General features: G+C 61.7%; 19 protein-coding genes and 1 pseudogene. 5 read left to right on the top strand and 15 right to left on the bottom strand.

Translation table 11 applies throughout. The features are described 5' to 3' along the window. Window positions 1-262 precede the first annotated feature (262 nt). A pseudogene (gene malQ / locus Q0Z71_RS14595) lies at window positions 263-1,747 on the bottom strand (4-alpha-glucanotransferase); the annotation flags it as partial. Between the two features lie 344 nt (window positions 1,748-2,091). On the opposite strand from malQ, the gene Q0Z71_RS14590 reads away from it, so the two are divergent. Together Q0Z71_RS14590 and Q0Z71_RS14585 are read left to right on the top strand one after the other, a co-directional pair. Further along, window positions 2,092-3,378: a helix-turn-helix domain-containing protein gene (locus tag Q0Z71_RS14590; RefSeq protein ID WP_298024345.1), complete on the top strand. Its 1,287-nt coding sequence runs from the start codon at window positions 2,092-2,094 to the stop codon at window positions 3,376-3,378. A gap of 119 nt (window positions 3,379-3,497) precedes the next feature. Beyond that, on the top strand, window positions 3,498-3,704 hold the full coding sequence (locus tag Q0Z71_RS14585; RefSeq protein WP_298024343.1) for a helix-turn-helix transcriptional regulator: 207 nt from the start codon (window positions 3,498-3,500) through the stop codon (window positions 3,702-3,704). Window positions 3,705-3,861: 157 nt separating this feature from the next. Here the strand turns inward: Q0Z71_RS14585 and argF are convergent, their stop codons facing one another. The 11 genes from argF to Q0Z71_RS14530 form a co-directional block, all read right to left on the bottom strand. Then, window positions 3,862-4,845, bottom strand: a complete 984-nt coding sequence (gene argF / locus Q0Z71_RS14580; RefSeq protein ID WP_298024341.1) for an ornithine carbamoyltransferase — start codon at window positions 4,843-4,845, stop codon at window positions 3,862-3,864. Window positions 4,846-5,068: 223 nt separating this feature from the next. Continuing rightward, window positions 5,069-6,247, bottom strand: coding sequence for an aspartate aminotransferase family protein (locus Q0Z71_RS14575; protein WP_298024338.1), 1,179 nt, complete (start codon window positions 6,245-6,247; stop codon window positions 5,069-5,071). A gap of 1 nt (window position 6,248) precedes the next feature. Next, window positions 6,249-7,109, bottom strand: a complete 861-nt coding sequence (argB, locus tag Q0Z71_RS14570) for an acetylglutamate kinase (RefSeq protein WP_298024336.1) — start codon at window positions 7,107-7,109, stop codon at window positions 6,249-6,251. A gap of 1,144 nt (window positions 7,110-8,253) precedes the next feature. After that, window positions 8,254-9,480: a bifunctional glutamate N-acetyltransferase/amino-acid acetyltransferase ArgJ gene (gene argJ, locus Q0Z71_RS14565; RefSeq protein WP_298024333.1), complete on the bottom strand. Its 1,227-nt coding sequence runs from the start codon at window positions 9,478-9,480 to the stop codon at window positions 8,254-8,256. Window positions 9,481-9,618: 138 nt separating this feature from the next. Continuing rightward, window positions 9,619-10,557 (bottom strand): N-acetyl-gamma-glutamyl-phosphate reductase, encoded by a 939-nt coding sequence (gene argC, locus Q0Z71_RS14560; protein ID WP_298024331.1) that lies wholly within the window; start codon window positions 10,555-10,557, stop codon window positions 9,619-9,621. A 128-nt stretch (window positions 10,558-10,685) separates the two neighbouring features. Next, a complete protein-coding gene (locus Q0Z71_RS14555) occupies window positions 10,686-11,909 on the bottom strand; it encodes an argininosuccinate synthase (protein WP_298024329.1) in 1,224 nt (407 codons plus the stop codon). A 307-nt stretch (window positions 11,910-12,216) separates the two neighbouring features. Then, window positions 12,217-13,416, bottom strand: a complete 1,200-nt coding sequence (locus Q0Z71_RS14550; RefSeq protein ID WP_298024327.1) for a DUF4367 domain-containing protein — start codon at window positions 13,414-13,416, stop codon at window positions 12,217-12,219. 98 nt (window positions 13,417-13,514) lie between these two features. After that, window positions 13,515-14,762: a DUF4367 domain-containing protein gene (locus tag Q0Z71_RS14545; protein ID WP_298024325.1), complete on the bottom strand. Its 1,248-nt coding sequence runs from the start codon at window positions 14,760-14,762 to the stop codon at window positions 13,515-13,517. After that, complete coding sequence (locus Q0Z71_RS14540) at window positions 14,755-15,273, bottom strand: RNA polymerase sigma factor (RefSeq protein WP_298024349.1); 519 nt, start codon at window positions 15,271-15,273, stop codon at window positions 14,755-14,757. The genes Q0Z71_RS14545 and Q0Z71_RS14540 overlap by 8 nt, the downstream gene beginning before the upstream one ends. Window positions 15,274-15,377: 104 nt before the next feature. Continuing rightward, window positions 15,378-16,736 (bottom strand): class II fumarate hydratase, encoded by a 1,359-nt coding sequence (fumC, locus tag Q0Z71_RS14535; protein ID WP_298024323.1) that lies wholly within the window; start codon window positions 16,734-16,736, stop codon window positions 15,378-15,380. Between the two features lie 435 nt (window positions 16,737-17,171). Then, complete coding sequence (locus tag Q0Z71_RS14530) at window positions 17,172-18,197, bottom strand: LacI family DNA-binding transcriptional regulator (RefSeq protein ID WP_363316731.1); 1,026 nt, start codon at window positions 18,195-18,197, stop codon at window positions 17,172-17,174. A 297-nt stretch (window positions 18,198-18,494) separates the two neighbouring features. Here Q0Z71_RS14530 and gap point away from each other — a divergent pair, with 297 nt between their 5' ends. Further along, complete coding sequence (gene gap / locus Q0Z71_RS14525; protein ID WP_298024319.1) at window positions 18,495-19,511, top strand: type I glyceraldehyde-3-phosphate dehydrogenase; 1,017 nt, start codon at window positions 18,495-18,497, stop codon at window positions 19,509-19,511. 531 nt (window positions 19,512-20,042) lie between these two features. Here the strand turns inward: gap and Q0Z71_RS14520 are convergent. The 3 genes from Q0Z71_RS14520 to Q0Z71_RS14510 all read right to left on the bottom strand — a co-directional run bounded on the left by Q0Z71_RS14520 (window position 20,043) and on the right by Q0Z71_RS14510 (window position 23,718). Next, the gene (locus Q0Z71_RS14520; RefSeq protein ID WP_298024317.1) at window positions 20,043-20,801 is read right to left on the bottom strand and encodes an SAM-dependent methyltransferase; all 759 of its coding nucleotides are present in this window, start codon (window positions 20,799-20,801) and stop codon (window positions 20,043-20,045) included. Between the two features lie 1,204 nt (window positions 20,802-22,005). Beyond that, on the bottom strand, window positions 22,006-23,034 hold the full coding sequence (gene fliB / locus Q0Z71_RS14515) for a flagellin lysine-N-methylase (protein WP_298024315.1): 1,029 nt from the start codon (window positions 23,032-23,034) through the stop codon (window positions 22,006-22,008). 15 nt (window positions 23,035-23,049) lie between these two features. Further along, a complete protein-coding gene (locus Q0Z71_RS14510) occupies window positions 23,050-23,718 on the bottom strand; it encodes a Crp/Fnr family transcriptional regulator (protein ID WP_298024313.1) in 669 nt (222 codons plus the stop codon). A 194-nt stretch (window positions 23,719-23,912) separates the two neighbouring features. On the opposite strand from Q0Z71_RS14510, the gene Q0Z71_RS14505 reads away from it, so the two are divergent. Further along, on the top strand, window positions 23,913-24,632 hold the full coding sequence (locus Q0Z71_RS14505; protein ID WP_298024311.1) for an ATP-binding protein: 720 nt from the start codon (window positions 23,913-23,915) through the stop codon (window positions 24,630-24,632). A gap of 33 nt (window positions 24,633-24,665) precedes the next feature. Continuing rightward, the gene (locus Q0Z71_RS14500) at window positions 24,666-24,848 is read left to right on the top strand and encodes a ferredoxin (protein ID WP_298024309.1); all 183 of its coding nucleotides are present in this window, start codon (window positions 24,666-24,668) and stop codon (window positions 24,846-24,848) included. The last annotated feature ends 599 nt before the right edge of the window (window positions 24,849-25,447 follow it).

Raw genomic sequence — 25,447 nt, 5'->3', positions numbered from 1 at the left:
CATTTCTTCCATGCCTCTTTTGTCTGTTTCCTCATATCCCTTATTATATCATCAAATCTTTATTTTGGACACTCCCATTCTTCCGCCTCTTTTTTCCTCCGCCCCGGCGGTCCGGCAGCTCCGCGGACCCGGAGCGGGCGGTCCTGAAATCCGGGGAAGCGCTAAAAGAACGGCAGGCACTTTCGCGCCTGCCGTCCCGCTCACAGCAAGGTCCATTGAAAGATCCGGTGTGCCGTCTCCCCTGTGGGGAAGGGCCGCTCGCTCAGCACCGCCCGAAGGTATGGGTCATCTCCCGGATCTCCTTGGCCAGCGCCTCCGTGACCTGTCCCGGCAGCAGCCGCCAGCGCCAGTTGCCCGTTCCCACGCCGGGGACGTTGATGCGTGCCTCGCTGCCCAGGCCCAGGTAGTCCTGCATCTGGGCCACGAACAGCTCCGCCACGCTCCCCTGGCCGCACCGCAGCAGGGCCGTCCGGGCGCTCTCCGCGTCCGCCGCGCCCAGATACTGCTTTACAAAGGCCCGCTCCGCCTCGCCGGCATGGGTGTACCAGCCCACGGCGGTGTCGTTGTCGTGGGTGCCGGTGTAGCAGATGCAGCGGGGCGTATAATTGTGGGGCAGATAGGCGTTGTCCGGTCCGGAGAAGGCGAACTCCAGCACCTTCATCCCCGGCAGGCCGGAGGCGTTCCGCAGGTCGTGGACCGCGTCGGTGAGAAGCCCCAGGTCCTCCGCGATGTAGGTGATCTGGGGGAACCAGCCGGTCAGCACGCCCAGCAGGTCCATGCCCGGCCCCTTCTCCCACCGGCCGGTCCTGGCGGTCTCGGACCCCGCCGGAACGGCCCAGTAGCTCTCCAGGCCCCGGAAGTGGTCGATGCGGATGGCGTCGAACAATTTGGAGGCGCCCTCCACCCTTCTGATCCACCAGCCGAAGCCGTCCCGCTTCATGGCCGCCCAGTCGTACAGCGGGTTTCCCCACAGCTGGCCGTCCTCAGAGAAGTAGTCCGGCGGCACCCCCGCCACCTTGGAGGGCCGTCCCGCACTGTCCAGCAGGAATTCCTTCCGCTCGCTCCACACGTCGGCGGAGTCCAGGGAGACGTAGATGGGCAGGTCCCCGATGATCCGGATGCCCAGGCCGTTGACGTATTTTTTCAGCGCCTCCCACTGGGTGAAGAACCAGTACTGGACGGCGGCGTGGAAGGCCGCATCCTCCGCCAGCGCCACCCGCCAGTGCTCCACGGCGGCGGGGTCATGGCTGCGCAGGGCCTCGTCCGGCCAGTCGAACCAGGCCCGATCGTCGAAATGGGTCTTGATCGCCCGATACAGAGCGTATTCCCGCAGCCAGGGATTCCGCTCTGTAAAGTCCCGCACCGCCTGGGCCCGCTCCCCGCTCAGGCGGGAGAAGGCCTTGCGGAGCAGAGGCTCCCGGCTCCGGCACAGGGCGGCGTAGTCGATGCTCGCGGTTTCAGGCACTGCCGCCGCGTCCAGGTCCGCCCGGTCCAGCAGGCCGTCCGCCGCCAGCTGCTCCAGGTCGATGAACAGCGGGTTGCCCGCGAAGGTGGACACGCTGGTGTAGGGGGAGTCCCCCGCCCCGGTGGGGCCCACGGGCAGGATCTGCCACCAGCTCTGGCCCGCGCTGTGGAGGAAATCCGCAAAGGCCCGGGCCTCCCGGCCCAGGGAGCCGATGCCGTACCGTCCCGGCAGGGAAAAGACCGGCAGCAGGATGCCGGATGAACGTTTCATCAAACTGACTCGCTCCTCTTTATAGAAACTTCTGTTTTATTTTATGGAATCCCGGCCCCGCTGTCAAGGGCGCTTTTCTTTCCGCCCCGTTTGTGGTATGCTGGGCGCAAGGGCTTGGAAATACAGGGCCGCAACCGCCGGTTGACAAAAGGAAACCCACACATGGTTGCCGGAGGCCGCCCACCCTGTTATCATCAAATCACTTGAAACATGGTCGATCGGCTTTTCAAGTGTCACAGCGCATGTGCGCTGTGACAGGCCGCGGGATGCGGCCTTGATTGAGATTGCATAGTCAATTGCCGCGTGCTTTGCGCGCAGTAATTGACCATACCATACAGGCAGAAGGAGGCGGCGCTATGCATGAACAAAACACCCTGGGCCGGCGCATCCAGGAGGGCCGCAGGGCCGCGGGGCTTTCCCAGGAGGCCCTGGGGGAGCAGCTGAACGTCTCCCGGCAGGCGGTCAGCAAATGGGAGGCGGACGCCGCCATTCCGGAGCTGGAAAATCTCATCGCCATGAGCCGCCTCTTCGGCGTGTCCATCGGGCAGCTGCTGGGGGTGGAGCCGGAGCAGACGCCGGAGAGCGCCCCGGAGGAGGGTGCCGCAAAGGAGGACGGCGAGCTGACAGAGGCCCAGCTTCGGATGGTACAGGAGATCACGGACCGCTATCTGGCCGCCCAGCCGGAGCGAAGGCGGTCCCCCTGGGGAAAGTGGGACGTCCGCATCCTGTTCGCCCTGTGCGGCGTCATGCTGGCGCTGCTGGCCGGACTGAGCCACCGGGTCAGTCAGCTGGATGACCGCTATACCGGCTTGCAGCAGTCCATCGGCAGTATCACCAGCTCCGTCAACAGTCAGATCAGCTCTCTCACCGGCCAAATGAGTATTATATTAGAGGAAAATAACAGTATACTGGCCAATTCACAGGTCGCTGTGACGGATTTTGACCTCAGGGCCGAGACGGTCACCCTGTCCGCCGCCGCCTTTCCCAAGGAGTGGACGGACACCACCACCGCCCTGTTCACCGCCACGCTGTCCGACGGGCGGCAGTTCACGGCGGAGGCGGCAGGCAGCGGCGGCGCTTTCACCGCCGAGGGCTTCACGGTGCCCATGGACTCGTCCATCCAGCTCTCCGTGGCCCTGACGGATGGCGGCGCCAGCCGCACCGGGAGCCTGGAGACGCTGTACGACTGCCTGCCCGAGTGCTTCCAGCTGGCGGTGGACGGCTCCATAGGCGTCACCTGGTCCAAAACCAGCAGGCATGTCAGCCTGACCGGCCTGAATCTGTACATCGCGCAGAGCAGCAACCCCGCCTATCCCCTGACGCTTTCCCCCACGGCGGTGGACCTGTGCCTGTACCGCAACCGGGAGACGGTGCCTGAGCAGGTCATCCCGGTGCTGGAGGCGGTGCCGCTGTTCCAGCAGGCGGGCTATACGGACATGACCAACTTCGTGGACTACCAGACCGGCTATGACCTGGCCCCCGGGGACACCGTGGTGACCGCCGTCCGCGTCACGGACGACCACGACACCACCACCTGGACCATTCTGGACATCCACGGCGCCGACGAAAAGGGGACCTTTGAGATCTATCCCGTCAGCTTCCCCCGCCTGTCCCCCTGGACCCCCGGCGACCCGGTCACGTAGGCCGCAGGATCCTGTTCATGCTCTTATGTCCTCCATCTGAAATAATTTATCATTATGCTCAATATATTGGTTATAGTCAATATATTGAGAGATGATACGGTTAGCAAGAGGTGACAGACATGATCTCTTACGAACCATTTTATAGGACCCTGCGTGAAAAAGGCGTTACGGAATACCAGCTGATCTACAAGCAGGGCTTCTCCGCCAACATCCTCTACCGCATGAAGCAGGGCAAGACCATCACCCTAAAGACCCTGGACACCCTCTGCTTTATTCTGGACTGCGATGTGACCGGCATCATCCAATATGTCCCTGATGCGGAATGAGGAAACCGCTCTGTTCCCTCCCCTGCGCTGAAAACCATCCCGCAGGGCTGTCCCTGCCGCCCCAGGCGCTGCCCCACTGGATGGAGTCTCCCGAATGCCAACAGAAAGTCAGGCCCCCGCGGATGTCCGCAGGGGCCTGACTCTTTTTATCTGGATCTCACTTCATCAGCTCGTACATGACGGCCTTGATGGTGTGCATCCGGTTCTCCGCCTCGTCAAAGACGATGGACTGTTCGCTCTCGAACACCTCGTCGGTGACCTCCATGGCGTCCCGGCCGAACTTCTCGCCCATCTCCCGGCCCACCTTGGTCTTGTGGTCGTGGTAGGCGGGCAGGCAGTGCATGAACCGGCACTGGGGACCGGCGTTGTCCATCAGGGCCTTTGTCACCTGATAGGGGGCAAGGGCCTGGATGCGCTGGGCCCAGACGGCCTCCGGCTCGCCCATGGAGACCCACACGTCGGTGTACAGCACGTCGGCGTTTTGGGTGGCGGCCATGGGGTCCTCCATGAATTCCAGCACCGCGCCGGTCTCGGCGGCGATGGCCCGGCAGGTGTCGATGAGGCTCTGCTCCGGCATGTAGGCCTTGGGGGCGCAGGCCACGAAGTGCATGCCCATCTTGGCGCAGCCCACCATCAGACTGTTGCCCATGTTGTACCGGGCGTCGCCCAGATACACCAGCTTCACCCCCGCCAGCTTGCCGAAGTGCTCCTGGATGGTCAAAAAATCCGCCAGGATCTGGGTGGGGTGGAACTCGTTGGTCAATCCGTTGAACACGGGCACCCCGGCGTACTTGGCCAGCTCCTCCACCAGTTCCTGTCCAAAGCCCCGGTACTCGATGCCGTCGAACATCCTTCCCAGCACCCGGGCGGTGTCCGCGATGGACTCCTTCACGCCGATCTGACTGCCGGTGGGGCCTAAGTAGGTGCTGCCCATACCCAGGTCCTGGGCCGCCACCTCAAAGGCGCAGCGGGTGCGGGTGGAGGTCTTTTCAAAGATGAGGGCCACATTCCTGCCCTCCAGATAGCGGTGGGGGATGCCCGCCTTCTTCTTGGCCTTTAAATCGGCGGCGGTGTCCAGGAACTGCTGGATCTCAGCGGGGGTGAAGTCCAGCAGCTTTAAAAAATGGGTGTGGTTTTCCATGGTCGTCCTCTCTTCCATGCTGAATTTGCCGTGCGGACACGGACCTTCTGGTTTTTGAGAAACCTCCTGGTTTTTGAAAAACCTTCTAATTTTTCAAAAACCTCTTAATTTTTCAGAAACTTCCTAATTTTTCAGAAACCTTCTAATTTTTCAAAAACTTCCTAATTTCTCCGGTTAAGGTTAAGGTAATGGTAATAGTAATGGTTATGGTAAGGGTAAGGGTTCAGGCCAGGGCCTCTTTCATAATGGCAAGGCCCCGGTCCATCTCCTCCCGGGTGATGACCAGCGGCGGCAGGAGCCGCATCCCCGGCCCGGCGGTCAGCACCAGCAGGCCGTTTTCGATGAGCTTGTTTGCGATCTCGCCCTTGTTGAATCCCTCCCGGACCTCGATGCCGATCATCAGGCCCAGGCCCCGGGTCTTTCCAAAGCAGGGCAGGTCCAGGGCCTCGATCCCCTGGCGCAGGTAGTCGCCCTTGGCTTTGACCTCCTCCAAAAAGGCGTCGGTCAGGGTCTCCTGCACCGCCAGGCCTGCGGCGGCGCAGACGGGGTTGGCCCCAAAGGTGGTGGCGTGGGTGCCGGGGCCAAGGACATTGCGGCACTTCTCGTTGGCCAGGATGCCGCTCATGGGCAGGCCCCCGGCGATGCCCTTGGCAAAGGACACCACGTCCGGCAGGACGCCGTACTGCTGGAAGGCGAACAGGCTGCCCGTGCGGCCCACGCCGGTCTGCACCTCGTCCACCAGCAGCAGCCAGTCACGCTCCTCGCACAGCTTGGCCACGGCCTGGACATAGTCCCTGTCCAGCGGCAGCACGCCGCCCTCGCCCTGGACCAGCTCCACCATGACGGCGCACACGTCGTCGCCCGCGGCGGCCTCCAGGGAGGCGAGGTCGTTGGCGTCGGCGTAGCGGAAGCCCTCGGTGAAGGGGAAGAAGTAGTTGTGGAACACCTCCTGGCCGGTGGCCGTCAGGGTGGTGATGGTGCGGCCGTGGAAGGAGTTGTTCAAGGTGATAATGGCGGCGCGGCCCTTGCCGTACTTGTCGAAGCTGTATTTTCTCGCCAGCTTGATCATGCCCTCGTTGGCCTCGCCGCCGCCGTTGGCGAAGAACACGCAGCTCTCGCCGGTGCGCTTGCAGAGGGTCTCCGCCAGCCTGGCCGCAGGCTCGGTGTAGAACAGGTTGGACACATGGCCCAGCTTCTTGGCCTGGGCCGTGATGGCGTCTACCCAGGCCTCGTTGCCGTAGCCCAGGTCGCAGACGCCGATACCGCTGGTGAAGTCGATGTAGGCGTTCCCCTCGGGGTCGTAGAGGGTGGCGCCCCGGCCGTGGTCGATGGCCACGGGGAAGCGGCCGTAGGTGTTCATGATGTATTGGCCCGTCAGGGCCTTGATCTCGTTGGATGTCATGTCAATTCTCCTTTTTCAGCATGGTGCCGATGCCCTGGTCCGAGAGCAGCTCAATGAGGATGGAGTGGGGGATGCGGCCGTCCAGGATGTGGACCCGCTCCACGCCTCCGGCGATGGCGTCCACACAGCACTCCATCTTGGGGATCATGCCGCCGGAGATGGTGCCGTCCGCCACCAGGCCCGGCACCTCGTGGGTGCGGACCACATGGATCAGCGTCTCCTCGTCGTGGGGGTCCCGCAGAAGGCCCCGGACGTCCGTCAGCAAAATCAGCTTTTCCGCGTGGAGGGCCTCCGCCAGCTTGGCGGCGGCGGTGTCGGCGTTGATGTTGTAGGCGGTGTCGGCATCCATGCCCTGGGCCACCGTGGACACCACGGGGATGTAACCCGTCAGCAGGGCGTTTTCCACAGGCTCCGGGTTCACGCCGGTGATGCGGCCCACCAGGCCGTACTTCTCATCCAGCAGCTCCGCCTGGAACAGCTGGCCGTCCATGCCGCACAGGCCGATGGCCTGCCCGCCCAGGCGGTTCAGCTGGGCCACCAGGTTCTTGTTCACCTTGCCGCAGAGGACGGACTGGACGATGTCCATGGTGGTCTCGTCGGTATAGCGCAGGCCGTCCACGAACCGGCTCTCGTGGCCGATCTTTTTCAGCATGTCGCTGATCTCCGGCCCGCCGCCGTGGACCACCACCACGCGGATGCCCACCAGGGAGAGCAGGATGATGTCGCTCATCACGGCCTTGCGCAGCTCCTCGGAGATCATGGCGTTGCCGCCGTACTTGACCACGATGGTCTTTCCGGTGAATTTTTGGATATAGGGCAGGGCTTCCACCAGGGTCTGCGCCTGCTGTTCATGGGATGACATGGGGATCAGCTCCTTTTTTGGGTGTGCCCCGGAGGGGGAATGGTTTTTTTATCCGGCCATGGGCCGGGGACGGGGGATTTCGCGCCGCGGGGGCGGGACGGGGTTTTTCCGCCCACGGGCGGGGACGGGGGATGTGCCGCTTTGCGGCACGGAAATGAACCCCCATTTTCTTTTCGGTTGCGCCGAAAAGAAAACGGCCGTTCACGGTCAAAAGAAAAGGCGCTTTGGTGTCCACAGTTGGCCCCTAGGGCCAACTGTGGACGAGACGTGGGGTCCCAGAAAGAGACCGATGGAGGTCGATGTAAGATTCAGCGTTGGGCGCGGGCACGGCTTTGCTGAATCTTTTAGCTTTTAGCCACGCGAATGGGAATTGCGGGGATGGGCAAAGAGTGAAAGGACCAGCTTCTCTTTCCGCGCTCCCCGCTTCGCTTAGCGCTGCCCGGGCATTCGAGGCAGCACTTGGAAGCGGGCCTGCCTTTCGTTGCGGGGCCAGGCAGCGGCAGCGGAGCCAGTGGTAAAAGCCTTTCAATGACCACCCCAAATTTGTACCCAAGCCCCCAGCTTGCAGCGGCGCAGTTCTAAACCTGTGCCCAGTTCGGCGCACCCGGCAGAGGCAAATCTAACCGCCCGGGTAGTGTGCAGCGAAGCGGAACACACGGGCTTGTTGCTGAAAGCCTTTTGATGACCACCTCAAATCTGCACCCAAGCCCCCAAATGCGGGCACGCACTCCTACCCTCGTACCCAGTCCGGCGCATCCAGCAGAGCCAATTTAACCGCCCAGGTAGTGTGTAGCGCAGCGGAACACACGGGGCTTGTTGCTGAAAGCCTTTCGTCGACCACCCCAACCTAGCACCCAAGCCCCCAACCTGCGGCGGCACAGTTCTAAATTCGTACCCGGTATCGCGCACCCGGCAGAAGGCTTCCGGACCTGGTGGCACATCTAACCACCAACTCCCGTCCGTCCAACTTTACCCCAAAGGGGCAAAGTTGGACACAAAAAGCGCTTTTCTCTTCCACCGTGCACGGCGCAGAAGGTGAATTGCCGCAAAGCGGCAAGAGAAGCCCCTCTGGAGGGTTCTCTTTTGGCAAGACAAAAGAGAATGGGGGGTGCATCTCCCGCACCGGAGTCCCGGCGCAACCCTATCAGGTACGGTAATCCCCATTGATCTTAATATAATCGTAGGTAATGTCACATCCCCAGCAGGTGCACTGGGCCGTACCCTCCCCCATGGTGATGTTGATCTCGATATCATGCTCCGTCAGGATCTTCTTGGCCAGAGCCTCGTCAAAATCCAGTCCCCGGCCCTGGGCGCACACGGCGACGTCCCCGGCGGCGCTGGCAAAGTGAACGTCCACCTTCTCCGGGTCAAATTCCTCGCCGGAGTACCCCATGGCGCACAGCACCCGGCCCCAGTTGGCGTCGGCGCCGAAGACGGCGGCCTTGGTCAGGGTGGAGGAGATGACGGATTTCGCCACGGTCTCCGCCTGGGCCTCGTCCCCCGCGCCCTTCACGGTGCAGGTGATGAGGTGCTTGGCGCCCTCGCCGTCAGAGGCCATCTTCTTGGCCAGGGCCACGCACAGGGCCTGGAGGGCCTCCAAAAACGCGTCATAATCCGGGCCCTTGGCGGTGATGGCCTCGTTGCCCGCCAGGCCGTTGGCCAGGACGATGCAGGAGTCGTTGGTGGAGGTGTCGCCGTCCACGCTGATGCGGTTGAAGCTGACCTGGACGGTCTCCAGCAGGGCGGTCCTGATCATCTCCGGGGAGATGGCGCAGTCCGTGGTCAGGAAGCAGAGCATGGTGCCCATGTTGGGGTGGATCATACCGCTGCCCTTGGCGACGCCGCCCATGCGGACGGTCCTGCCGCCGATGACGGTCTCCACCGCCGCCTCTTTTTTCACCGTGTCGGTGGTCATGATGGCGTGTGCCGCCGCGTCGCTGGCCTCGGGGGACCGGGCCAGCGCCCCGTACAGCTCCGGCAGGCCGTCCTCGATGACCTGGACGTTCAGCGTCTGCCCGATGACGCCGGTGGAGGACACCAGCACGTCCTCCGGCGCACAGCCGATGGCCTTGGCCGCCGCCGCGCACATCTTCTCGGCGTTCTCCTCCCCGTGGGGGGCGCAGGCGTTGGCGTTGCCGCTGTTGGCGATGATGGCCCGGGCGCGGCCGTCCGCCAGGTGGGCCTTGTCCACATGGATGGGCGCGGCCTTCACCACATTCTTCGTAAACACCGCCGCCGCGGCGCAGTCCACGTCGGACACGATCAGGGCCACGTCCTTCTTCCAGCTGGCGTGGGTCTTGACGCCCACGTGGATGCCCGCGGCCTGAAAGCCCTGGGCGGCGCAGACGCCGCCTTCGATAAAGTTCAGCATACTTCTACCTCGCTGTTTCCATTCGGAATTTCGTTCACAGGTTCAGCCCTGTGGTCTCCTCAATCCCCAGCATCAGGCTCCCCATTTGGCAGGCCAAACGGGGCCTCTCTGATTGGACTTGTACGGCACCGCCTGTTTTCACAGGTTCAGTCCCGTGGTCTCCTCAAACCCCAGCATCAGGTTCATGTTCTGGACAGCGGCGCCGCTGGCGCCCTTGCCCAGGTTGTCGAACAGGGCCGTCACCGTGCTATGGGTCTCTCCGCCGTTGACGATCAGGGTCAGGGTATCTTTCCCCGCCATGGCATTGGCGGCGATCATAGGCTCCTCCCAGCCAAAGGGAGCCACCTTCACCAGGGTCTGGTCCTTGTAGTAGTCCGCCAGGGTCTCCCAGACCTCCCGGGCGCTCCCGCCGCGCTTCAGCAGATCGTTGTGGAGGGAGACGGTGGCGGCCATGCCCTTGTAGTAGTCGTCCACAATGGGGCAGAACACCGGGGGGCGGTCCAGGCCGCAGACCTTCTGCATCTCCGGCAGGTGCTTGTGGTGCAGATCCAATCCGTAGATGCGGGGGCTGTACAGGGCCGCTCCCTTCTCCGGGGCCTCATACTGGGCGATCATCTTCTTTCCGCCGCCGGAGTAGCCGGTGAGGGAGAAGCAGGTCAGGGGATAGTCCCTGGGTACCAGTCCCATGGCCGCCAGGGGGTAAACGATGCTGATAAAGCCCGTGGCGTGGCAGCCGGGGTTGGCCACCCGTCTGGAGGTCCTGACGGCCTCCCGATGGGCCGGAGACAGCTCCGCAAAGCCGTAGTCCCAGGCCGGGTCCGTCCGGTGGGCGGTGGATGCGTCGATGATGCGGGTGTTTGGATTTTCCACCAGTGCCGCCGCCTCCATGGCCGCGGCGTCCGGCAGGCACAAAAACACAATGTCCGCCGCGTCCATCAGCTTTTTCCGCGCCGCCGGGTCCTTGCGCCTGGCCTCGTCGATGAGGAGCAGGTCGATGTCCCTCCGGGCGGACAGGCGGTCGTAGATCTGCAGGCCGGTGGTGCCGTCCTTGCCATCGATATATACCTTTGGTCTCATGACTGTTTCGCCTCGTTTCAGGTCAGGGCGGACCTCCTTCTTGGCCGCCCCGTTCACCGCAGACGCGGGGCGAAGGGGTCCCCCCTCCGTCCCGCACCTGCGTTTTTCTTTTCAAACCGGGTCTCCACTCACAGCTTCCCCTGCTCCCGCAGAGCCAGCACGGTGTCGGGCAGCCCCCACAGGTTGATGAAGCCGGTGGCGTTGGTCTGGTCGTAGCTGCTCTCGTTGAAGGTCACCAGCTCCTCGGAGTACAAAGACTCGGGGGATGTGATGGAAGCGGTGATCATGTTGCCCTTGTAGAGCTTCAGCTTCACAGAGCCAGTGACGTGCTCCTGGGTCTTGTCCGCAAAGGCGCTGAGGGCCTCCCGCACGGGGGTGAACCACTTGCCGTTGTAGATGAGGTCCGCGAAGTCCACCGCCAACTTGCTCTTCATGTGGGCGGAGTCCTTGTCCACGGTGATCATCTCCAGGCACTGGTGGGCCTTGTAGAGGATGGTGCCGCCGGGGGTCTCGTACACGCCCCGGTCCTTCATGCCCACCAGCCGGTTTTCCACGATGTCCAGCAGGCCGATGCCATTCTCGCCGCCCAGCTTGTTCAGCTTGCGGATGATGTCGCTGCCCTTCATCTTCTCGCCATCCACAGCCACAGGCACGCCCTTTTCAAAGTCGATGGTCACATAGGTGGGCGCGTCGGGGGCGGTGATGGGAGAGACGCCCATCTCCAAAAAGCCGGGCTTTTCATACTGGGGCTCGTTGGCGGGGTCCTCCAGGTCCAGGCCCTCGTGGCTCAGGTGCCACAGGTTCTTGTCCTTGGAGTAGTTGGTCTCCCGGGAGATCTTCAGGGGCACGTTGTGGGCCTCGGCGTAGTCGATCTCCTCGTCCCGGCCCTTGATGTCCCACTCCCGCCAGGGGGCGATGATGGTCATGTCGGGGGCGAAGCGCTTGATGCCCAGCTCGAACCGGACCTGGTCGTTGCCCTTGCCGGTGCAGCCGTGGCAGATGGCGTCGGCGCCCTCGGCCTTGGCGATCTCCACCAGCTTCTTGGCGATGATGGGCCGGGCAAAGGCGGTGCCCAGCAGGTACTGCTCATAGCTGGCGCCCATCTTCAATGCGGGCCAGATGACCTCCTCCACCATCTCGTCGGTGAGATCCGCGATGTACAGCTTGGAGGCGCCGGTCTTAATGGCCTTCTCCTCCAGGCCGTCCAGCTCGTCGCCCTGGCCCACGTCGGCGGACACGGCGATGATCTCGGGGTCGTTGTAGTTCTCCTTCAGCCAGGGGATGATGATGGATGTATCCAGACCGCCGGAATAGGCCAGCACGATCTTCTTGATGTCTTTCTTGTCTTTCATGATGGGGCCTCCCTGTGTGTTGTTTGATGATGGTTGAATTATACGCCTGTAATGAATATTTATGCAAGTGTCATGTTGCACAACAATTTGCCCGTCCCTTGGGCGGTTTTGCATATTTTGACAATTCGTCCACCGTATCCGGGGAATTTCAGGGGAGGCGGCCGCCTATTCCCCCGCTCCGGCCGCCGCCGGGGACATGTCCCCGCTCCATATGCATAAAATCCCGTATATATGCATTTCCCGCTGCATGGCGGCCAACAGGCGGAGGCCCCGGCATGCGCCGGGGCCTCCGCCCTTGCTTCTTGGTTTATTTCTTCAGAGTGACGTGCTCCGCGATGCGGACCAGGGTCTCCCGGTCCAGCGCCCCCTGTAAGCGGAAGTTCACCCCGTCCCTGCTCCACACCAGGGTGTTCACGTCCTCGGACCGGGCGCCGTGGACGACGCCGCTGGTGATGGTGACGCCGCCAAGGCTGGTGGTGTCCTCCTCCAGCGGCTCGCCGTTGACCTCCACGGGACTCTCCTCATAAGGTTCTTTGGCCGCCCAATACCGGGCCTTGACGCCGTTGACGGAGACGGTCTCCGGCGTGCCCTCCGGCAGGGCCAGGGACTCGGCAGACTGCATCCAGGTCAGGGACATGCCGGACCTGATCCAGGACGCATACACCGTGTCCCCCAGGGCGGAGCGCTCCAGCTGCTTATAGCCCTCAGGCAGCCAAGAGAGCTGGTACTCCGGGGCCTCCTTTGCGCAGGGCCGGATGCTCTCGGCCACCTGCCGCAGCGTCTCCTCGTCCGGCCCCCGCATGGTGAAGAGCACGCCGTCGCTGTTCTCCCAGACCAGATAGCAGGACTCGATATCCATGTACAGGTCCGCCGGGCATCCCTGGACGGTGACCTGCCGGCGATTTTTCACAGAGTCCTCCAGACCCGGCTGGAAGCCGAAGGAGCCGCCCCCGGGGTTGGCGCAGGTCAGAGAGACCGTATTGCCGCTGCCGTCCAGATATCTCCAGTAGGCGGAATGGACGCCTCTGCCGTCCGTGGTCAGAGAGGACAGGCCCCAGCCCTCCGCCTGCCAGGCGGGCCGGTACAGGGGCGCGGTGTCATAGGTACTCTCCGTCTCGGCGCTCGTATAAGTGACCCTGTTGCCGTCCACGGTCTTGCTCCAGCGGGCTTGGGCCGCCGGGGCCGTGCCGGACTGTCCGCCCAGCAGGATCGTTTTCGCGGCGGAGTCGTAGCCGATCTCCACCCCCAGCAGCTCGCTGATGGTGCGGATGGGCAGGTAGTTGGTCTTGCCGCCCGCCGCGTCGGTGTAGAGGATGGAGCCGGGGATCTGCTGGCCGTTGGCGGCGGTGATGTCTTTCCCCGCGGCGATCCTCGTCTCGCCGTCCAGGGCCACGTTGGCGAAATTGTAGCTGACCTTTCCCGAGGCGGCCAGGGCCGTGGTGGTCAGGGCCAGGAGCAGCACGGCGGTCAAAAAGCCGCTGAAGAAGGATGGGATGCGTTTTTTCATGGTGGTTTCTTCCTTTCTGTTTTTTCGAGAAAAGGAGATGTCCTCCCGCTCGTTCTGTCTGTTAAACGAAGCGGGAGGGCATTGTATCCCATGTTTTTTCAATTTTCCTGCTTTTCTGTCTCCGATCCGCCGGAAGCCGTGCCGGCCGCCACCTGGACGCTGCCGGAGGGCTTGGACGGCTCCGGCTCCTTCTCTGTGACGCTCTCCGCCATCCGCAGCAGCTCCTCCCGGCCCAGGGCGCCCTCCAGCAGGAACGCGGTGTCGGTGTCCGGGTCCGTCCATACCAGGGTGCCGGGCCGGTGGGCGTCGCCGCTCACCGTGACCGTCACGCCGCCCACGGCGGCCGTGGACGCCTCCGTCTCCAGGGTCTCGCCGCCCACGGTGACGATAGTGGTTCCGGCGGGGTCCTCCGCCTCCGGCTCCTCCCCGGCCCAGTACCGGCCTGTGAGGCCGCCCACGGCGGCCGTCTCCGGTTCCCCGTCAGGCAGCACGAAGGAGCAGACGGGATCGGTGACATACCGCCAGGTCAGGGAGGTCCCATCGCAGGTCCACAGCTCCTCCGCCGCGCCCGCCAGCTCGTCCCGGTACAAGGACTGGTATTCCGCAGGGACCCAGCCCATCCTGTAAGCCGTGTCCGGCCCCGCATAGGGGGAGACGCTCTCCGCAGCCCTGAAAAAGTCCGCCTCCTCCATAGAGCCGCGGTCCCGCAGCATAAACAGGTACCCGTCCCGGTCCTCCCACACCAGCACCCGGTACTGCTCCGACCGGTAGTAGTCGGCGCTGTACCCCTGGATCTGAACGGTGCTGCGGACGGAATCCGCGTCCACCGCGTCGGCCACATTGGTGGTCAGTCTGCCCGCGTCGGGGGGATAGCAGCCGAAGATCAGCGAATCGGCCCCGTCCTCCCTCCGGTACCTCCAAGAGCTGCGGGATATTTCATCCAGCCGCCAGCCCTCCGGCAGCCAGGTGACCCGCCAGCTGGAGGGCTGGTCCTCCGCCCCCGGCCGGCGGTCCGTGGAATAGGTCATCTCGCTGCCGCTGATCTCCCGCAGCCAGTGCAGCACCGCCGCCCGGACCGTGGGACTGGCCGCCATCAGCGCCCCCAGCGTCACCGTGCAGGCCAGCAGCACGCAGGCCGCGCTCCCCAGGGCCTTTTTCCACAGGGGGCGCACCGTCCTCCGCGCCCAGCCGAAGGGGTCCGCCAGCAGCTGCATCCTCCGGCGGAGATACCGGTTGGAAAAGGCCGGCTCCATACCGTCGGCCTGGTCCAGCACATCCCGGAACCGCTCCAGGTTGGCGTCCATCAGGGCCCGGCGCAGCAGGCCGTCAAAGGTTCTCTCATCCACAGCGGTATCCCTCCCTCTCCATAACCTCCGCCAGCATGGCCCGTCCCCGCTTCACCCGGGTGGACACGGTGGACTCGTTCATGCCCAGCATCCGGGCGATCTCCCGGTTGGTCCGCTCCTCCACGAATTTCAGCTCCAGCACCCGGCGGTAGCCCTCCGGCATGGTCCGCACCAGGGCAACCAGGCGGCGGTACTCCGTCTCCCCCGGGTCCGGCGCGGGCATGTCCCAGTCCTCCGGCAGGGCCGTTATCCGCCGCTGCGCCCGCACCATATCCAGGGCGGCGTTCTTGACGATGGTGACCACATAGCCCTCCGTCTCCTCCCAGGGCAGGGCGGACACCCGCTCCCAGTGCTCGATCACCCGCATCCAGGTCTGCTGCACCGCGTCCTCCGCCCGGGAGTCGTCCCCCAGAAGCCGCAGCGCCACGGCGTACAGCTTTTTCTCATAGGCGCCGTGGAGCCGCAGGAACCGCTCCCGGTCCCCGTCGGTCTCCAGCATCATCAGGTACATTGTCAGCAAAGCCCTCGCCCCCAGCATCTGTTTTCTTTTAAACGGACCGGCGGAGAAAAGTATCCCGCCCTCCGCAGATTTTTTTGCGGAGGGCGGGTCGTCGGTCACACCATCTTTTCCGGGCGCACAGTCTCGTCGAATTCCTCCCCAGTCAGCAGCCCCAGGGAGAGGACGGCCTCTTTCAGCGTAGTGCCGTCCTGCAGGGCCTTTTTGGCGCATTTGGCCGCGGCCTCATAGCCGATCTTCGGCGTCAGGCAGGTCACCAGCATCAGCGAATTGCGGAGATTGTGCTCCATCCGCTCCGCGTTGGGGGTGATGCCCTCCACGCAGTTCACCCGGAAGGAGTCGCACACATCCGCCAGCAGCCGGGCAGAGAGCTGGAAGTTATAGGCGGACACGGGCAGGAACACGTTCAGCTGGAAATTTCCCTGGCTGGCGGCAAAGCCGATGGCCGCGTCGTTTCCCATCACCTGCACCGCCACCATGGTGACGGCCTCGCACTGGGTGGGGTTCACCTTGCCGGGCATGATGGAGGAGCCTGGCTCGTTCTCCGGGATATGCAGCTCCCCCATGCCGCAGCGGGGGCCGCTGGCCTCCCAGCGGATGTCGTTGGCGATCTTCATCAGGTTGGCCGCCAGGGCCTTCAGGGCGCCGTGGGCGAACACCAGGGCGTCCTTGCTGGTGAGGGCGTGGAATTTGTTTTCGTCCGGCCGGAAGTCCAGGCCCGTCATCTCCCGGAGCTGGGCGCAGACCATTTCGTCGTATCCCCTGGGGGCGTTGAGGCCGGTGCCCACGGCGGTACCGCCGATAGCCAGGCGGCACAGCTCCGTCTGGGCCAGCTTCAGCATCCGGACCGGCGCCAGGACCAGTTCCCGCCAGCCGGAGACCTCCTGGGCGAACCGCAGGGGCGTGGCGTCCTGCAAATGGGTGCGGCCGATGCGGATGAGGCCGGGGTACGCCTGCTCCAGCTTCTCAAAGGCCGCCGCCAGACGCTCCGCCGCCGGGATCACGTCCTCTGCCACGGAGAGGGCCGCCGCAATGTGCAGGGCCGAGGGGAAGGTGTCGTTGGAGGACTGGGAGGCGTTCACATGGTCGTTGGGGTGGAGCTTGACGCCCCGCTCCGCCGCCAGGTGGGCAATCACTTCGTTGACGTTCATGTTGGTCTGGGTGCCGCTGCCGGTCTGCCAGACCACCAGGGGGAACTCCTCATCCCACTTCCCCGCCCGGATCTCCCGGCAGGCGGCGGAGACGGCCTCCGCCTGTTCCTCCGTCAGCTTGCCCGCCTGGGCGTTGGCCCTGGCGCAGGCCTCCTTTAAATACGCGAAAGCCGTGATGATCTCTCTGGGCTGGCGCTGTCCGCCGATCTTGAAATGCTCCAGGCTCCGCTGGGTCTGGGCGCCCCAGCGGCGGTCCGCCGGGACCGCGATCTCGCCCATGGTGTCGTGTTCCATGCGGGTGTTCATGTCGTTTATCCCCCAATCTTTCTAAGGGCCTGTATTCATAAGCGTTTATGATCAAATAACTTGAAAAGTGGTAAAACCGCTTTTCAAGTGTCACAGCGCACATGCGCTGTGACAGGCCGCGGGATGCGGCCTTGGATTTCATAGTCAATTACTGCGCGCTTTGCGCGCAGTGGGCATAGCCCGCTTGGAAAATCGCTTGTGATTTTCCAAGTTAATTGACTTTAACACCGTCTGGGCGGGTCTTTTTCCGCCATACTGCGTTGCTTTTCCTTGAAATACACAAACTTCCTGCGTCAAAGCGCCTTGTCTGCCGGGAAAATCCCTCGCCCATCCGGCATTTCCCGCTTGTGAATACAGGTTCTAAAATTCGTTTTTATTATATTAAAGAAGCCCCACCCAACGCAAGGGCGCGTCCGGCGGGGCCTGTGTCCGCGTTTACCGGTCGGAGTGCACCCAGGAGCTGGGAATGTCGTGGGGCTTGTAGGTGGAGGTCAGCATCTTCTCAAAGATCGGCGCGTCCGGCTCCTCCACGCGCTTGAGGATCTGCTCGCCCGCGGCCTTGCCCAGCTCCTCCACCGGCTGGATGATGCGGTCCATTTGGTTGGAATAAAGCTGATAAAAATCGGAATCATAATCCACAAAGCCCACCAGGTCGATGTCCTTCGCCGGCTGGATGCCCTTTTTGCTCAGGTACACGATGGTCTCTGAGGCCATCAGGCCCTGGCAGACCACGATGGCGTCGCAGTCCTGGGCCAGCAGCTCGTCCAGACAGGTCTGGGCACTGTTCTCCATGGAGTCGCCGTAGCGGATCAGGCTCTCGTCCTGGGCCAGACCGCAGTCCGCCACAGCCTGCTGGTAGGCGGAGATGCGCTCCTTGGTGGAGGACAGCCTGGGCAGGCCGCCGATGATGCCCACCCGTCGGTCCCCCTTTCCCGCCAGGCGGCAGACGCTGCGGTAGATGGGCTGGAAGTTGGACACGCAGATGGAGGAGTACTTCTTGATCTCAAAGGTCCGGTCCACCAGCACCACCGGGAATCCGGCGGGGATCAGCTCGTCGAACCGCTGGAAATCGTCCATGGTGCTGGCCACCAGCAACCCGTCCACCAGGCCCGCGGTCAGCAGGCGGATGTTGTTCTCCTCCCGCTCCATGTTCTCCTTGGTGTTGGCGATGATGAGGTGGTAGCCGTGGGCGGAGAGGTAATTCTCCACCGACTCGATCATGGTGGCGAAAAACTTGTTGGAGATATCCGGCACGATGAAGCCGATGGTCTTTTTCTTTCCGGTGCGGAAGCTCCGGGCGGAGGCGTCCGGGGTGTAGCCCAGCTCCGCGATGGCCCGGTAGACCTTCTCCTTTGTCTCGTTGGAGACGTACCGGGTGTTGTTGATGGTATGGGAGACAGTGGCGGTGGACACACCGGCAAGCCTTGCCACGTCGCTGATGGTCACTTTCATATCGTTCATCCTCTTGCGTAAAATTAGGGTCATTTTACGTAATCAATTAGCTCTCGTTCAGTATAGGGCACCACCTGCGCATTCGTCAAGCCCTTTTCCCCCTCTTTTCGTGGAACTTCTGTGAATTTTGCCATTTAATTATGGAAAATCCACAACCTGCGTTTTCGATTGTTATCTGAAATGACAGTTGCCAAAAAGTTTGCGGTGTGATATCATACTCGCAGAAAATCGATTAACAAAAACGTTTGCGCAAACGTTTTGACGGCAAGTCCCCATGCTACACATTTGAAAGGAGTCAATTTGACAATGAACGCCAAGATTGGTATCAATGGTTTCGGCCGCATCGGCCGTCTCGTTTTCCGCGCCGCTCTGAACCGTGACGATGTTGAGGTCGTCGGTCTGAACGACCCCTTTATGAACCCCGAGTATATGGCCTACATGCTGAAGTACGACAGCGTGCACGGCAAGTATCCCGGCGAGGTCTCCTACGAGGAGGGCGCTCTGGTGGTGGACGGCAAGAAGTATCCCGTGTTCACCGCCACGGAAGTCAAGGACATTCCCTGGGCCTCCGTCGGCGCCGAATATATCTGCGAGTGCACCGGCAAGCACCTGACCAAGGAGCTGTGCCAGGGCCACATCGACGCTGGTGCCAAGCACGTGGTCATGGGCGCTCCCTCCAAGGACGACACGCCGATGTTCGTCATGGGCGTGAACCACACCAAGTACACCAGCGACATGACCTTCGTGTCCAACGCCTCCTGCACCACCAACTGCCTGGCCCCCATCGCCAAGGTTTTGAACGACAGCTTCGGCATCGTCGAGGGTCTGATGACCACCGTGCACTCCGTCACTCCCACCCAGAAGCTGCTGGACGGCGCCTCCATGAAGGATTGGCGCGGCGGCCGTGCCGCCACCGGCAACATCATCCCCTCCTCCACCGGCGCCGCCAAGGCCGTGGGCAAGGTCATCCCCGAGCTGAACGGCAAGCTGACCGGCATGAGCATGCGGGTCCCCACCCTGGACGTCTCCGTGGTGGACCTGACCGCCAAGCTGGCGAAGCCCGCCACCTATGAGCAGATCTGCCAGGCCATGAAGGCCGCCTCCGAGGGCGAGCTGAAGGGCGTTCTGGGCTACACCGACGAGGATGTGGTCTCCAGCGACTTCATCGGCGATCCCCACTCCTCCATCTTCGACAAGAAGGCCGGCATCGCTCTGACCGACACCTTCGTGAAGGTCGTCTCCTGGTACGACAACGAGTGCGGCTATGCCAACAGGATGGTGGACCTGATCCGCTATATGGCTTCCGTTGATATAGTCCATTAACTTGAAAAATCGCATGGGATTTTTCAAGCGGGCGATGCCCGCTGTGCGTAAAGCGCACAGTGATTGACTATGAAATGCAAATCAAGGCCGCTGAAGCGGCCTGTCACAGCGCACATGCGCTGTGACACTTGAAAAGTGAATTTATCACTTTTCAAGTGATTTGATGATAACAAGTGATCCCTCCTGAAGGGTCTTTGTTTGACAGTGCAGCACCCGTCCGAGCTGTGGCTCGGACGGGTGCATTTTTATCGCCTTCCGCGCAGGTCTCCGCCCCCTTTCGAGAGGCTCCGGCATTTCCCCGGAAGCGGCGGGAAGTCCTTCATGCGCTCTTATGGCCTGGAGTCGCCGGGCGTATGGCTCCATATAACACGGTCTCCTCCAGCATGCCTGGCTTTTATCTTTTGTGCCGCGCCTGCCGATCTTCTGCGTCTTTCGTCAAGACGCACAAACGGGCAGTTATCCATCATGGATAGCTGCCCGATAAACTGGAAGCTGTGTGACAGTGCAACTGCTCTGTCACATCTTTTAAACCTATTTTTTTGCAACAATCAGATACCGATGAATCGTTCCTTCGATCTTGCCATCTTTGTCAATCATCTCTTGCATTTTTAATAGCTGTTCGAAACACTTGTCTACAGAAAAACAGGGAAACTCCCATTCTATGATATGGGCAAACCAAACAAATGCTCCTACGTCATAGAATATTATTGGGCGATATGCCTCTTCAGCTTGAATAATTTCAAAGCCGGCATCTTCAAAATGCCTGCGCTGTTCTGTCAGATTCAAGTGCGGAAAGGGTTTATCTGCTTTGGGCAATACCATTTTCACTAAATCCCTATCGTTATCTTCGCCTACCTGTTCTGTAATAAACAACCCATCTTGACGTAATAACCGAAATAACTCCCTTGCATCAAAATCGCCATGCCTGTTAAGAATCAAATCAAATGTTTCATCTTTAAATGGGATCTTTGATGGATCATTACATTCCCTGAAGCGGATTCCCAATGGCAGCAGCTTTTCAGTGCACAGTTCAACATTCGGCGGATAACCTTCTGTTGCGGACGTTTTGTCGTATGGATGATTCAGAGACAGTAAAAATTCTCCGCCGCCTGTATCATAGTCCATAATATCCAAGCCGCTTTTCAGATGCTGTCTGACAATTTTTTCATAATCCCATGGCAAATCTTTTTCTTCCTCATATCTACCACGAATATGTGAAAAATTCCAACCGTGAATGTGCGCGGCTTCCTCTTCCTGTTTCCAGATATTTTTCAAGTATTCCTTGTTCATAAAACTGCGTTCCTTTCATTGAATCAGGAGAATTCTTGACAGGTGCAGTTTCTGACAACATAAACAATACCTTGATACAATCTGCTGTCAGTTTTTAGAACTGCACCGAGTAGCTAATTCGTTTCATCACATTGAACCTCCAAATTATCATTTATCGGTTTGATTTTATCACAGCCTGTTTTGTCCATCAAGAAACAATTCGTAAAATCAACATTGTTCAGCCGCCGCGGCACAAAGGTGAAATGGGACTTCCGCCAAAACACTGCGGCGGCTCGGCTCCGCCTCGTGGACAATCCTCTTTTCCCTCTAAAAAACATTTCCCCCCATCCGCTCCGTCGGCGAATGGGGGGCTTACCCATTGATTGGATTGATTCCCCACAAAACCATTCGGTTTTGTGGGGGCCCCATGATTTCATCCAAATGGCCAGGCAAAGCCCGGCCATTTCAAGATTTTTGCTTCGCAAAAATGCTTGTACGCCGCTTGAGCGGCGGCTCGGCTCTGCCTCGCGGACAATCTCTTTTCCCTCTAAAAAACATTTCCCCCCATCCGCTCCGTCGGCGAATGGGGGGCTTACCCGTTGATTGGATTGATTCCCCACAAAACCATTGGTTTTGTGGGGGCCCCATGATTTCATCCAAATGGCCAGGCAAAGCCCGGCCATTTCAAGATTTTTGCTTCGCAAAAATGCTTGTACGCCGCTTAGGCGGCGGCTCGGCTCTGCCTCGCAGACAATCCCCTTTTCCCTCTAAAAAAACATTTCCCCCCATCCGCTCCGTTGGCGAATGGGGGGCTTACCCATTGATTGGATTGTCCATTGGTCCATACCTCTTGCTTTCTAAGACTGCCGTTCGGATGCCGGGGTGGGGAAACGGGAAACTCGGTTCGTTCCAATCCTTAAAACAGCTTTGCACGCAGATCTTTGCTCTGGTCGATTACCAAAACGCTCTCGTGTGGCTCATCATAGTGAGTGTGTTTCGTCTTTGGGGCCTTCCGAAGTTTACGCGGTCACTGAAAAATTCTCGTTTCCGAACGGTGCCTGTGTCACAGGCTTAGGAATCTCTGAGCTTGCTAGCCCATGGGACTCACTCCTTTCCTGTGTCTACAATATACAATAATCTCGCCCTGTTGTCAATACATTTTATGCATTTTTCACATTTTCAACAAATATAAATCGATTGCCGTCAGCAGTGTGCACAATTGCCCTTATATGGCGGACAGCTCCCGCAGCAGCGCCCCGCAGGACAGCTCCTCCTCCCATTGGAAGGCCCACAGCAGCGCCTCCAGATTTTCGCTGCTGTGCTCGATCTCGCAGCTGAACCGCCGCAGGGCCTCCGGCAGGCCGCACACCGCCGCCAGACGCTCCACCGTCAGCACGGCGAACGCCACCAGCTGGGCGCGGGACAGCAGGTCTCCGTCGTTGACGGTCTTTAACAAGTACCGGAATGCGAAATAGACGGCGATCCGCTCCAGCAGGGCCTCGGACTGGGGAACGGGCGCCGCTGTCCGCGCCTGCGCCAGCAGCTCCGGCCAATCCCTGTCCAGGATCTCCAGCGTCCCCAGAAACCGCAGGCCATGGGAGACCAGCCGACTCTCCCCCGCCGCCCGCCAGTCCCGCGGCGCCTGCCAGGTCTCCGCCAGGGCGGGCAGGCAGGCCTCCCGCTCCTCCTCCAGAGCAAGCTGCGCCTCCCGGGCCAGCAGCAAAAAATCCCGCAGGCGGCGGCGCAGGGGGACGCTCCGGTCCGCCAGGATGTCCAGCATCCGGTCCCGCAGAGGCAGGAGCACGGCAAGCCACTGGTCCCCTGCCTCCCCCGGTTCCGCCGTCTCCAGCTCCGCAAAGGTCAGCGGCGCCTCTGTTCCCAGCAGCAGAGCGCCTGCCGCCGGGCAGGAGGCGGACAGGGTGATCTCCTGAAAGGGACCGTAGTCCTCGATGAACCGGGGATGCTCCCGGCAGGTGACGCTGGTGGCGTCCTCCCCCAGTTTCCGGTGGATCTCGCAGAGGTTCTCCCCATCCAGGAAGGGGCAGCGGCCGCCGTCCAGGGGAAAGCAGAACGCCCCCGCCTCGTCCGCCTGCAAGACGGCCCGCAGCTTCTCTCCCAGGGGACCGGGCACCGCAAAATACCGGCAGGCGGTCTCCTCGTCAATGACCACCTCCCACTTCTCGCAGCAGGTGTGAGGGCAGGCCCCTGCCAGGCAGTGAAATTTTTCGTAGTAGTCCGGCACGCGGGTCAGCATGGCGGCACGCTCCTCTCAATCGCCCTGCTCCGTGGGCCGGAGCAGGCGGAAGTGATTTTTGCGGAATTCCAAAATTCCCTCGTCCCGGAGCTTTCCCAGGGCGGCGGACATGGCGCTGCGGTCCACCGCCAGGAAATCCGCCAGCTGCTGGCGGTCCAGGGGGATGTCAAAGGCGGGGCTTCCGGCCAGCAGGGCCTGGGCGGACAGGTAGCTCAACAGCTTCTCCCGGGTGGTCCGCTGGGCCATGTGGCGTATTTTCCGGGTCAGCTGCAAATTTTTTCCGGCCAGCAGGGACAGCAGGTTCTCCTTCAGCTGCTCCTGAAACGCTCCGGCCTTCCCAAAGGCCGTTCGTTCCACCTCCAGGAACAGCACCGCCACATCTGCCGCCGCCAGGACGGAGACCTCCAGCGGCTCGCCGCTGAGGGCATAGGTCTCCGCGAACACGTCCCCCGGCCCCGCCAGTCCGACGATGGCCCGGTTTCCCCAGAAGTCCTCCCGGACGATGTGGACCGCGCCGGAGAGCACCAGGCCCAGATGCTCCGTCCGCGCCCCCCGGTGGAGCAGAAGCTCTCCCTTCTGGTACTGCCGCTCCCGGGCGTCCATGCGGCGGAGCAGCGGCGGCAGATCCTCCGCCGGAATTTTGCGAAACAGGGGCGACGCGGCGGCCAGCGGTGAAATTTCCATACGATCTTCTCCGTTCGTTGCAAATCCAACAGACTTTTCCCTGCCATTGTACAATACTGTATCCATTCACGCAAGGAAAACATGGCGCAGGCCATATTTTTGTGTTCCACGGTCCTGTCACGGACCGCCGCTCCTGTTTTTTTATCGTGGAGCGGTCAAAAAAACGACTGAAAATCAAAAAAAGGAGATACACTATGGTACGGAGGATCATTGAGATCGACCAGGAGAAATGCAACGGCTGCGGCGCCTGCGCCGCGGCCTGTCACGAGGGCGCCATCGGCATGGCGGACGGCAAGGCCGTCCTGCTGCGGGACGACTACTGCGACGGTCTGGGCGACTGCCTGCCCACCTGCCCCACCGGGGCCATCACCTTTGTGGAGCGGGAGGCGGCGGCCTATGACGAGGCCGCTGTCCTGGCCAAAAAAGCGGCGGCCCTGAAGGATTCCGCCCCAGTGCGGGTCCCGCCCTCCGGCGGATGCCCCGGCGGCATGGCGCGGGCTTTGAACCACGACGGCGCACCCGCCGCGCCCATCTCCTGCGGCGGCCCGGTCTCCCGCCTCATGCAGTGGCCGGTGCAGATCAAGCTGCTGCCCGTCCAGGCGCCCTTCTACAACGGCGCCAAGCTGCTGATCGCGGCGGACTGCACCGCCTTCTCCCGGGCGGATTTCCATGAGCGCTTCATGCGGGGCCGCATTACTGTCATCGGCTGCCCCAAGCTGGACGAGGGGGACTACGCGGACAAGCTGACGGAGATCATCCGGCTGAACGACATCCGGGAGGTCACGGTAGTCCGCATGGACGTTCCCTGCTGCGGCGGCATCCAGCGTGCGGCGGAGACCGCGCTGCGGCAGAGCGGCAAGTTCATCCCCTGGCAGGTGGTGACACTGGGCCGGGATGGAAATATATTGGACTGAGAACCTGTGCATACAGGTCCTGAAGGAGGAACCATGAAAGCAACTGTCAACGAGAACTGCATCGGCTGCGGCCTGTGCGCGGGCACCTGCCCGGAGGTGTTCTCCATGGGCGACGACGGGTTTGCCCACGGCGGCGAGTTCGGCGCGGAATTGCTGGACACCGCCCAGGAGGCCAGAGATGGCTGTCCGGTCAGTGCGATCAGCATTGAGGAATAAGCGGGAAAAGGCGGGGAGCGGGCCACATGGCCCGCTCCCCGCTTTTTTATCAGCGTTGGCTGATGGGGATGCCCCCTATTTCGTTGAAACGGATTGCGCTATATACGCTCCTCTTGATCGAGCAGGGCTCGCGCTATGGGCACAGGATGAGAGTTTCCGCCCACAGGGCGGGGACGGGGGATTTCGCGCCTCGGGCGCGGGACGGGGATTTTTTCCGCCGCAGGCGGGGACGGAGGGGTGCACGGCTTTGCCGTGCGGGAATGCACCCCCCATTTTCTTTGGTTGCGCCAAAGAAAACCCTCCAGAGGGCCTTCTCGCCGCTGCGCGGCTCACCTTGACGGCCGTGCACGGTCCAAAAGAAAAACGCTTTGGGGGTGTCCAACTTTGCCCCTCTGGGGTAAAGTTGGACGGACGGGGGTTGGTGGTTAGATGTGCCACCAAGCCCAGAAGTCTTCTGCCGGGTGCGCTATACTGGGTACGAGTTTAGGACTGCGTTGCCGCATTTGGGGGCGTGGGTGCGGATTCGGGGTGGTCATCGAAAGGCTTTCAGCAACAAGCCCCGTGTGTTCCGCTTCGCTACACACTACCTGGGTGGTCAA

It is taken from the genome of uncultured Dysosmobacter sp., from assembly GCF_947631635.1.
GTDB lineage: Bacteria > Bacillota > Clostridia > Oscillospirales > Oscillospiraceae > Oscillibacter.
Note: the sequence above shows the minus strand (reverse complement) of the source record. Positions and strands in the feature narration are given on the sequence as shown.

What these genes read in the sequence shown, in the direction of transcription:
- Q0Z71_RS14590 (WP_298024345.1), top strand. Translation starts at nt 2,092, where the DNA reads ATGCATGAACAAAACACCCTGGGCCGGCGCATCCAGGAGGGCCGCAGG.
- Q0Z71_RS14585 (WP_298024343.1), top strand. Translation starts at nt 3,498, where the DNA reads ATGATCTCTTACGAACCATTTTATAGGACCCTGCGTGAAAAAGGCGTT.
- argF (WP_298024341.1), bottom strand. Translation starts at nt 4,845, where the DNA reads ATGGAAAACCACACCCATTTTTTAAAGCTGCTGGACTTCACCCCCGCT.
- Q0Z71_RS14575 (WP_298024338.1), bottom strand. Translation starts at nt 6,247, where the DNA reads ATGACATCCAACGAGATCAAGGCCCTGACGGGCCAATACATCATGAAC.
- argB (WP_298024336.1), bottom strand. Translation starts at nt 7,109, where the DNA reads ATGTCATCCCATGAACAGCAGGCGCAGACCCTGGTGGAAGCCCTGCCC.
- argJ (WP_298024333.1), bottom strand. Translation starts at nt 9,480, where the DNA reads ATGCTGAACTTTATCGAAGGCGGCGTCTGCGCCGCCCAGGGCTTTCAG.
- argC (WP_298024331.1), bottom strand. Translation starts at nt 10,557, where the DNA reads ATGAGACCAAAGGTATATATCGATGGCAAGGACGGCACCACCGGCCTG.
- Q0Z71_RS14555 (WP_298024329.1), bottom strand. Translation starts at nt 11,909, where the DNA reads ATGAAAGACAAGAAAGACATCAAGAAGATCGTGCTGGCCTATTCCGGC.
- Q0Z71_RS14550 (WP_298024327.1), bottom strand. Translation starts at nt 13,416, where the DNA reads ATGAAAAAACGCATCCCATCCTTCTTCAGCGGCTTTTTGACCGCCGTG.
- Q0Z71_RS14540 (WP_298024349.1), bottom strand. Translation starts at nt 15,273, where the DNA reads ATGTACCTGATGATGCTGGAGACCGACGGGGACCGGGAGCGGTTCCTG.
- fumC (WP_298024323.1), bottom strand. Translation starts at nt 16,736, where the DNA reads ATGAACACCCGCATGGAACACGACACCATGGGCGAGATCGCGGTCCCG.
- Q0Z71_RS14530 (WP_363316731.1), bottom strand. Translation starts at nt 18,197, where the DNA reads ATGAACGATATGAAAGTGACCATCAGCGACGTGGCAAGGCTTGCCGGT.
- gap (WP_298024319.1), top strand. Translation starts at nt 18,495, where the DNA reads ATGAACGCCAAGATTGGTATCAATGGTTTCGGCCGCATCGGCCGTCTC.
- Q0Z71_RS14520 (WP_298024317.1), bottom strand. Translation starts at nt 20,801, where the DNA reads ATGAACAAGGAATACTTGAAAAATATCTGGAAACAGGAAGAGGAAGCC.
- fliB (WP_298024315.1), bottom strand. Translation starts at nt 23,034, where the DNA reads ATGCTGACCCGCGTGCCGGACTACTACGAAAAATTTCACTGCCTGGCA.
- Q0Z71_RS14510 (WP_298024313.1), bottom strand. Translation starts at nt 23,718, where the DNA reads ATGGAAATTTCACCGCTGGCCGCCGCGTCGCCCCTGTTTCGCAAAATT.
- Q0Z71_RS14505 (WP_298024311.1), top strand. Translation starts at nt 23,913, where the DNA reads ATGGTACGGAGGATCATTGAGATCGACCAGGAGAAATGCAACGGCTGC.
- Q0Z71_RS14500 (WP_298024309.1), top strand. Translation starts at nt 24,666, where the DNA reads ATGAAAGCAACTGTCAACGAGAACTGCATCGGCTGCGGCCTGTGCGCG.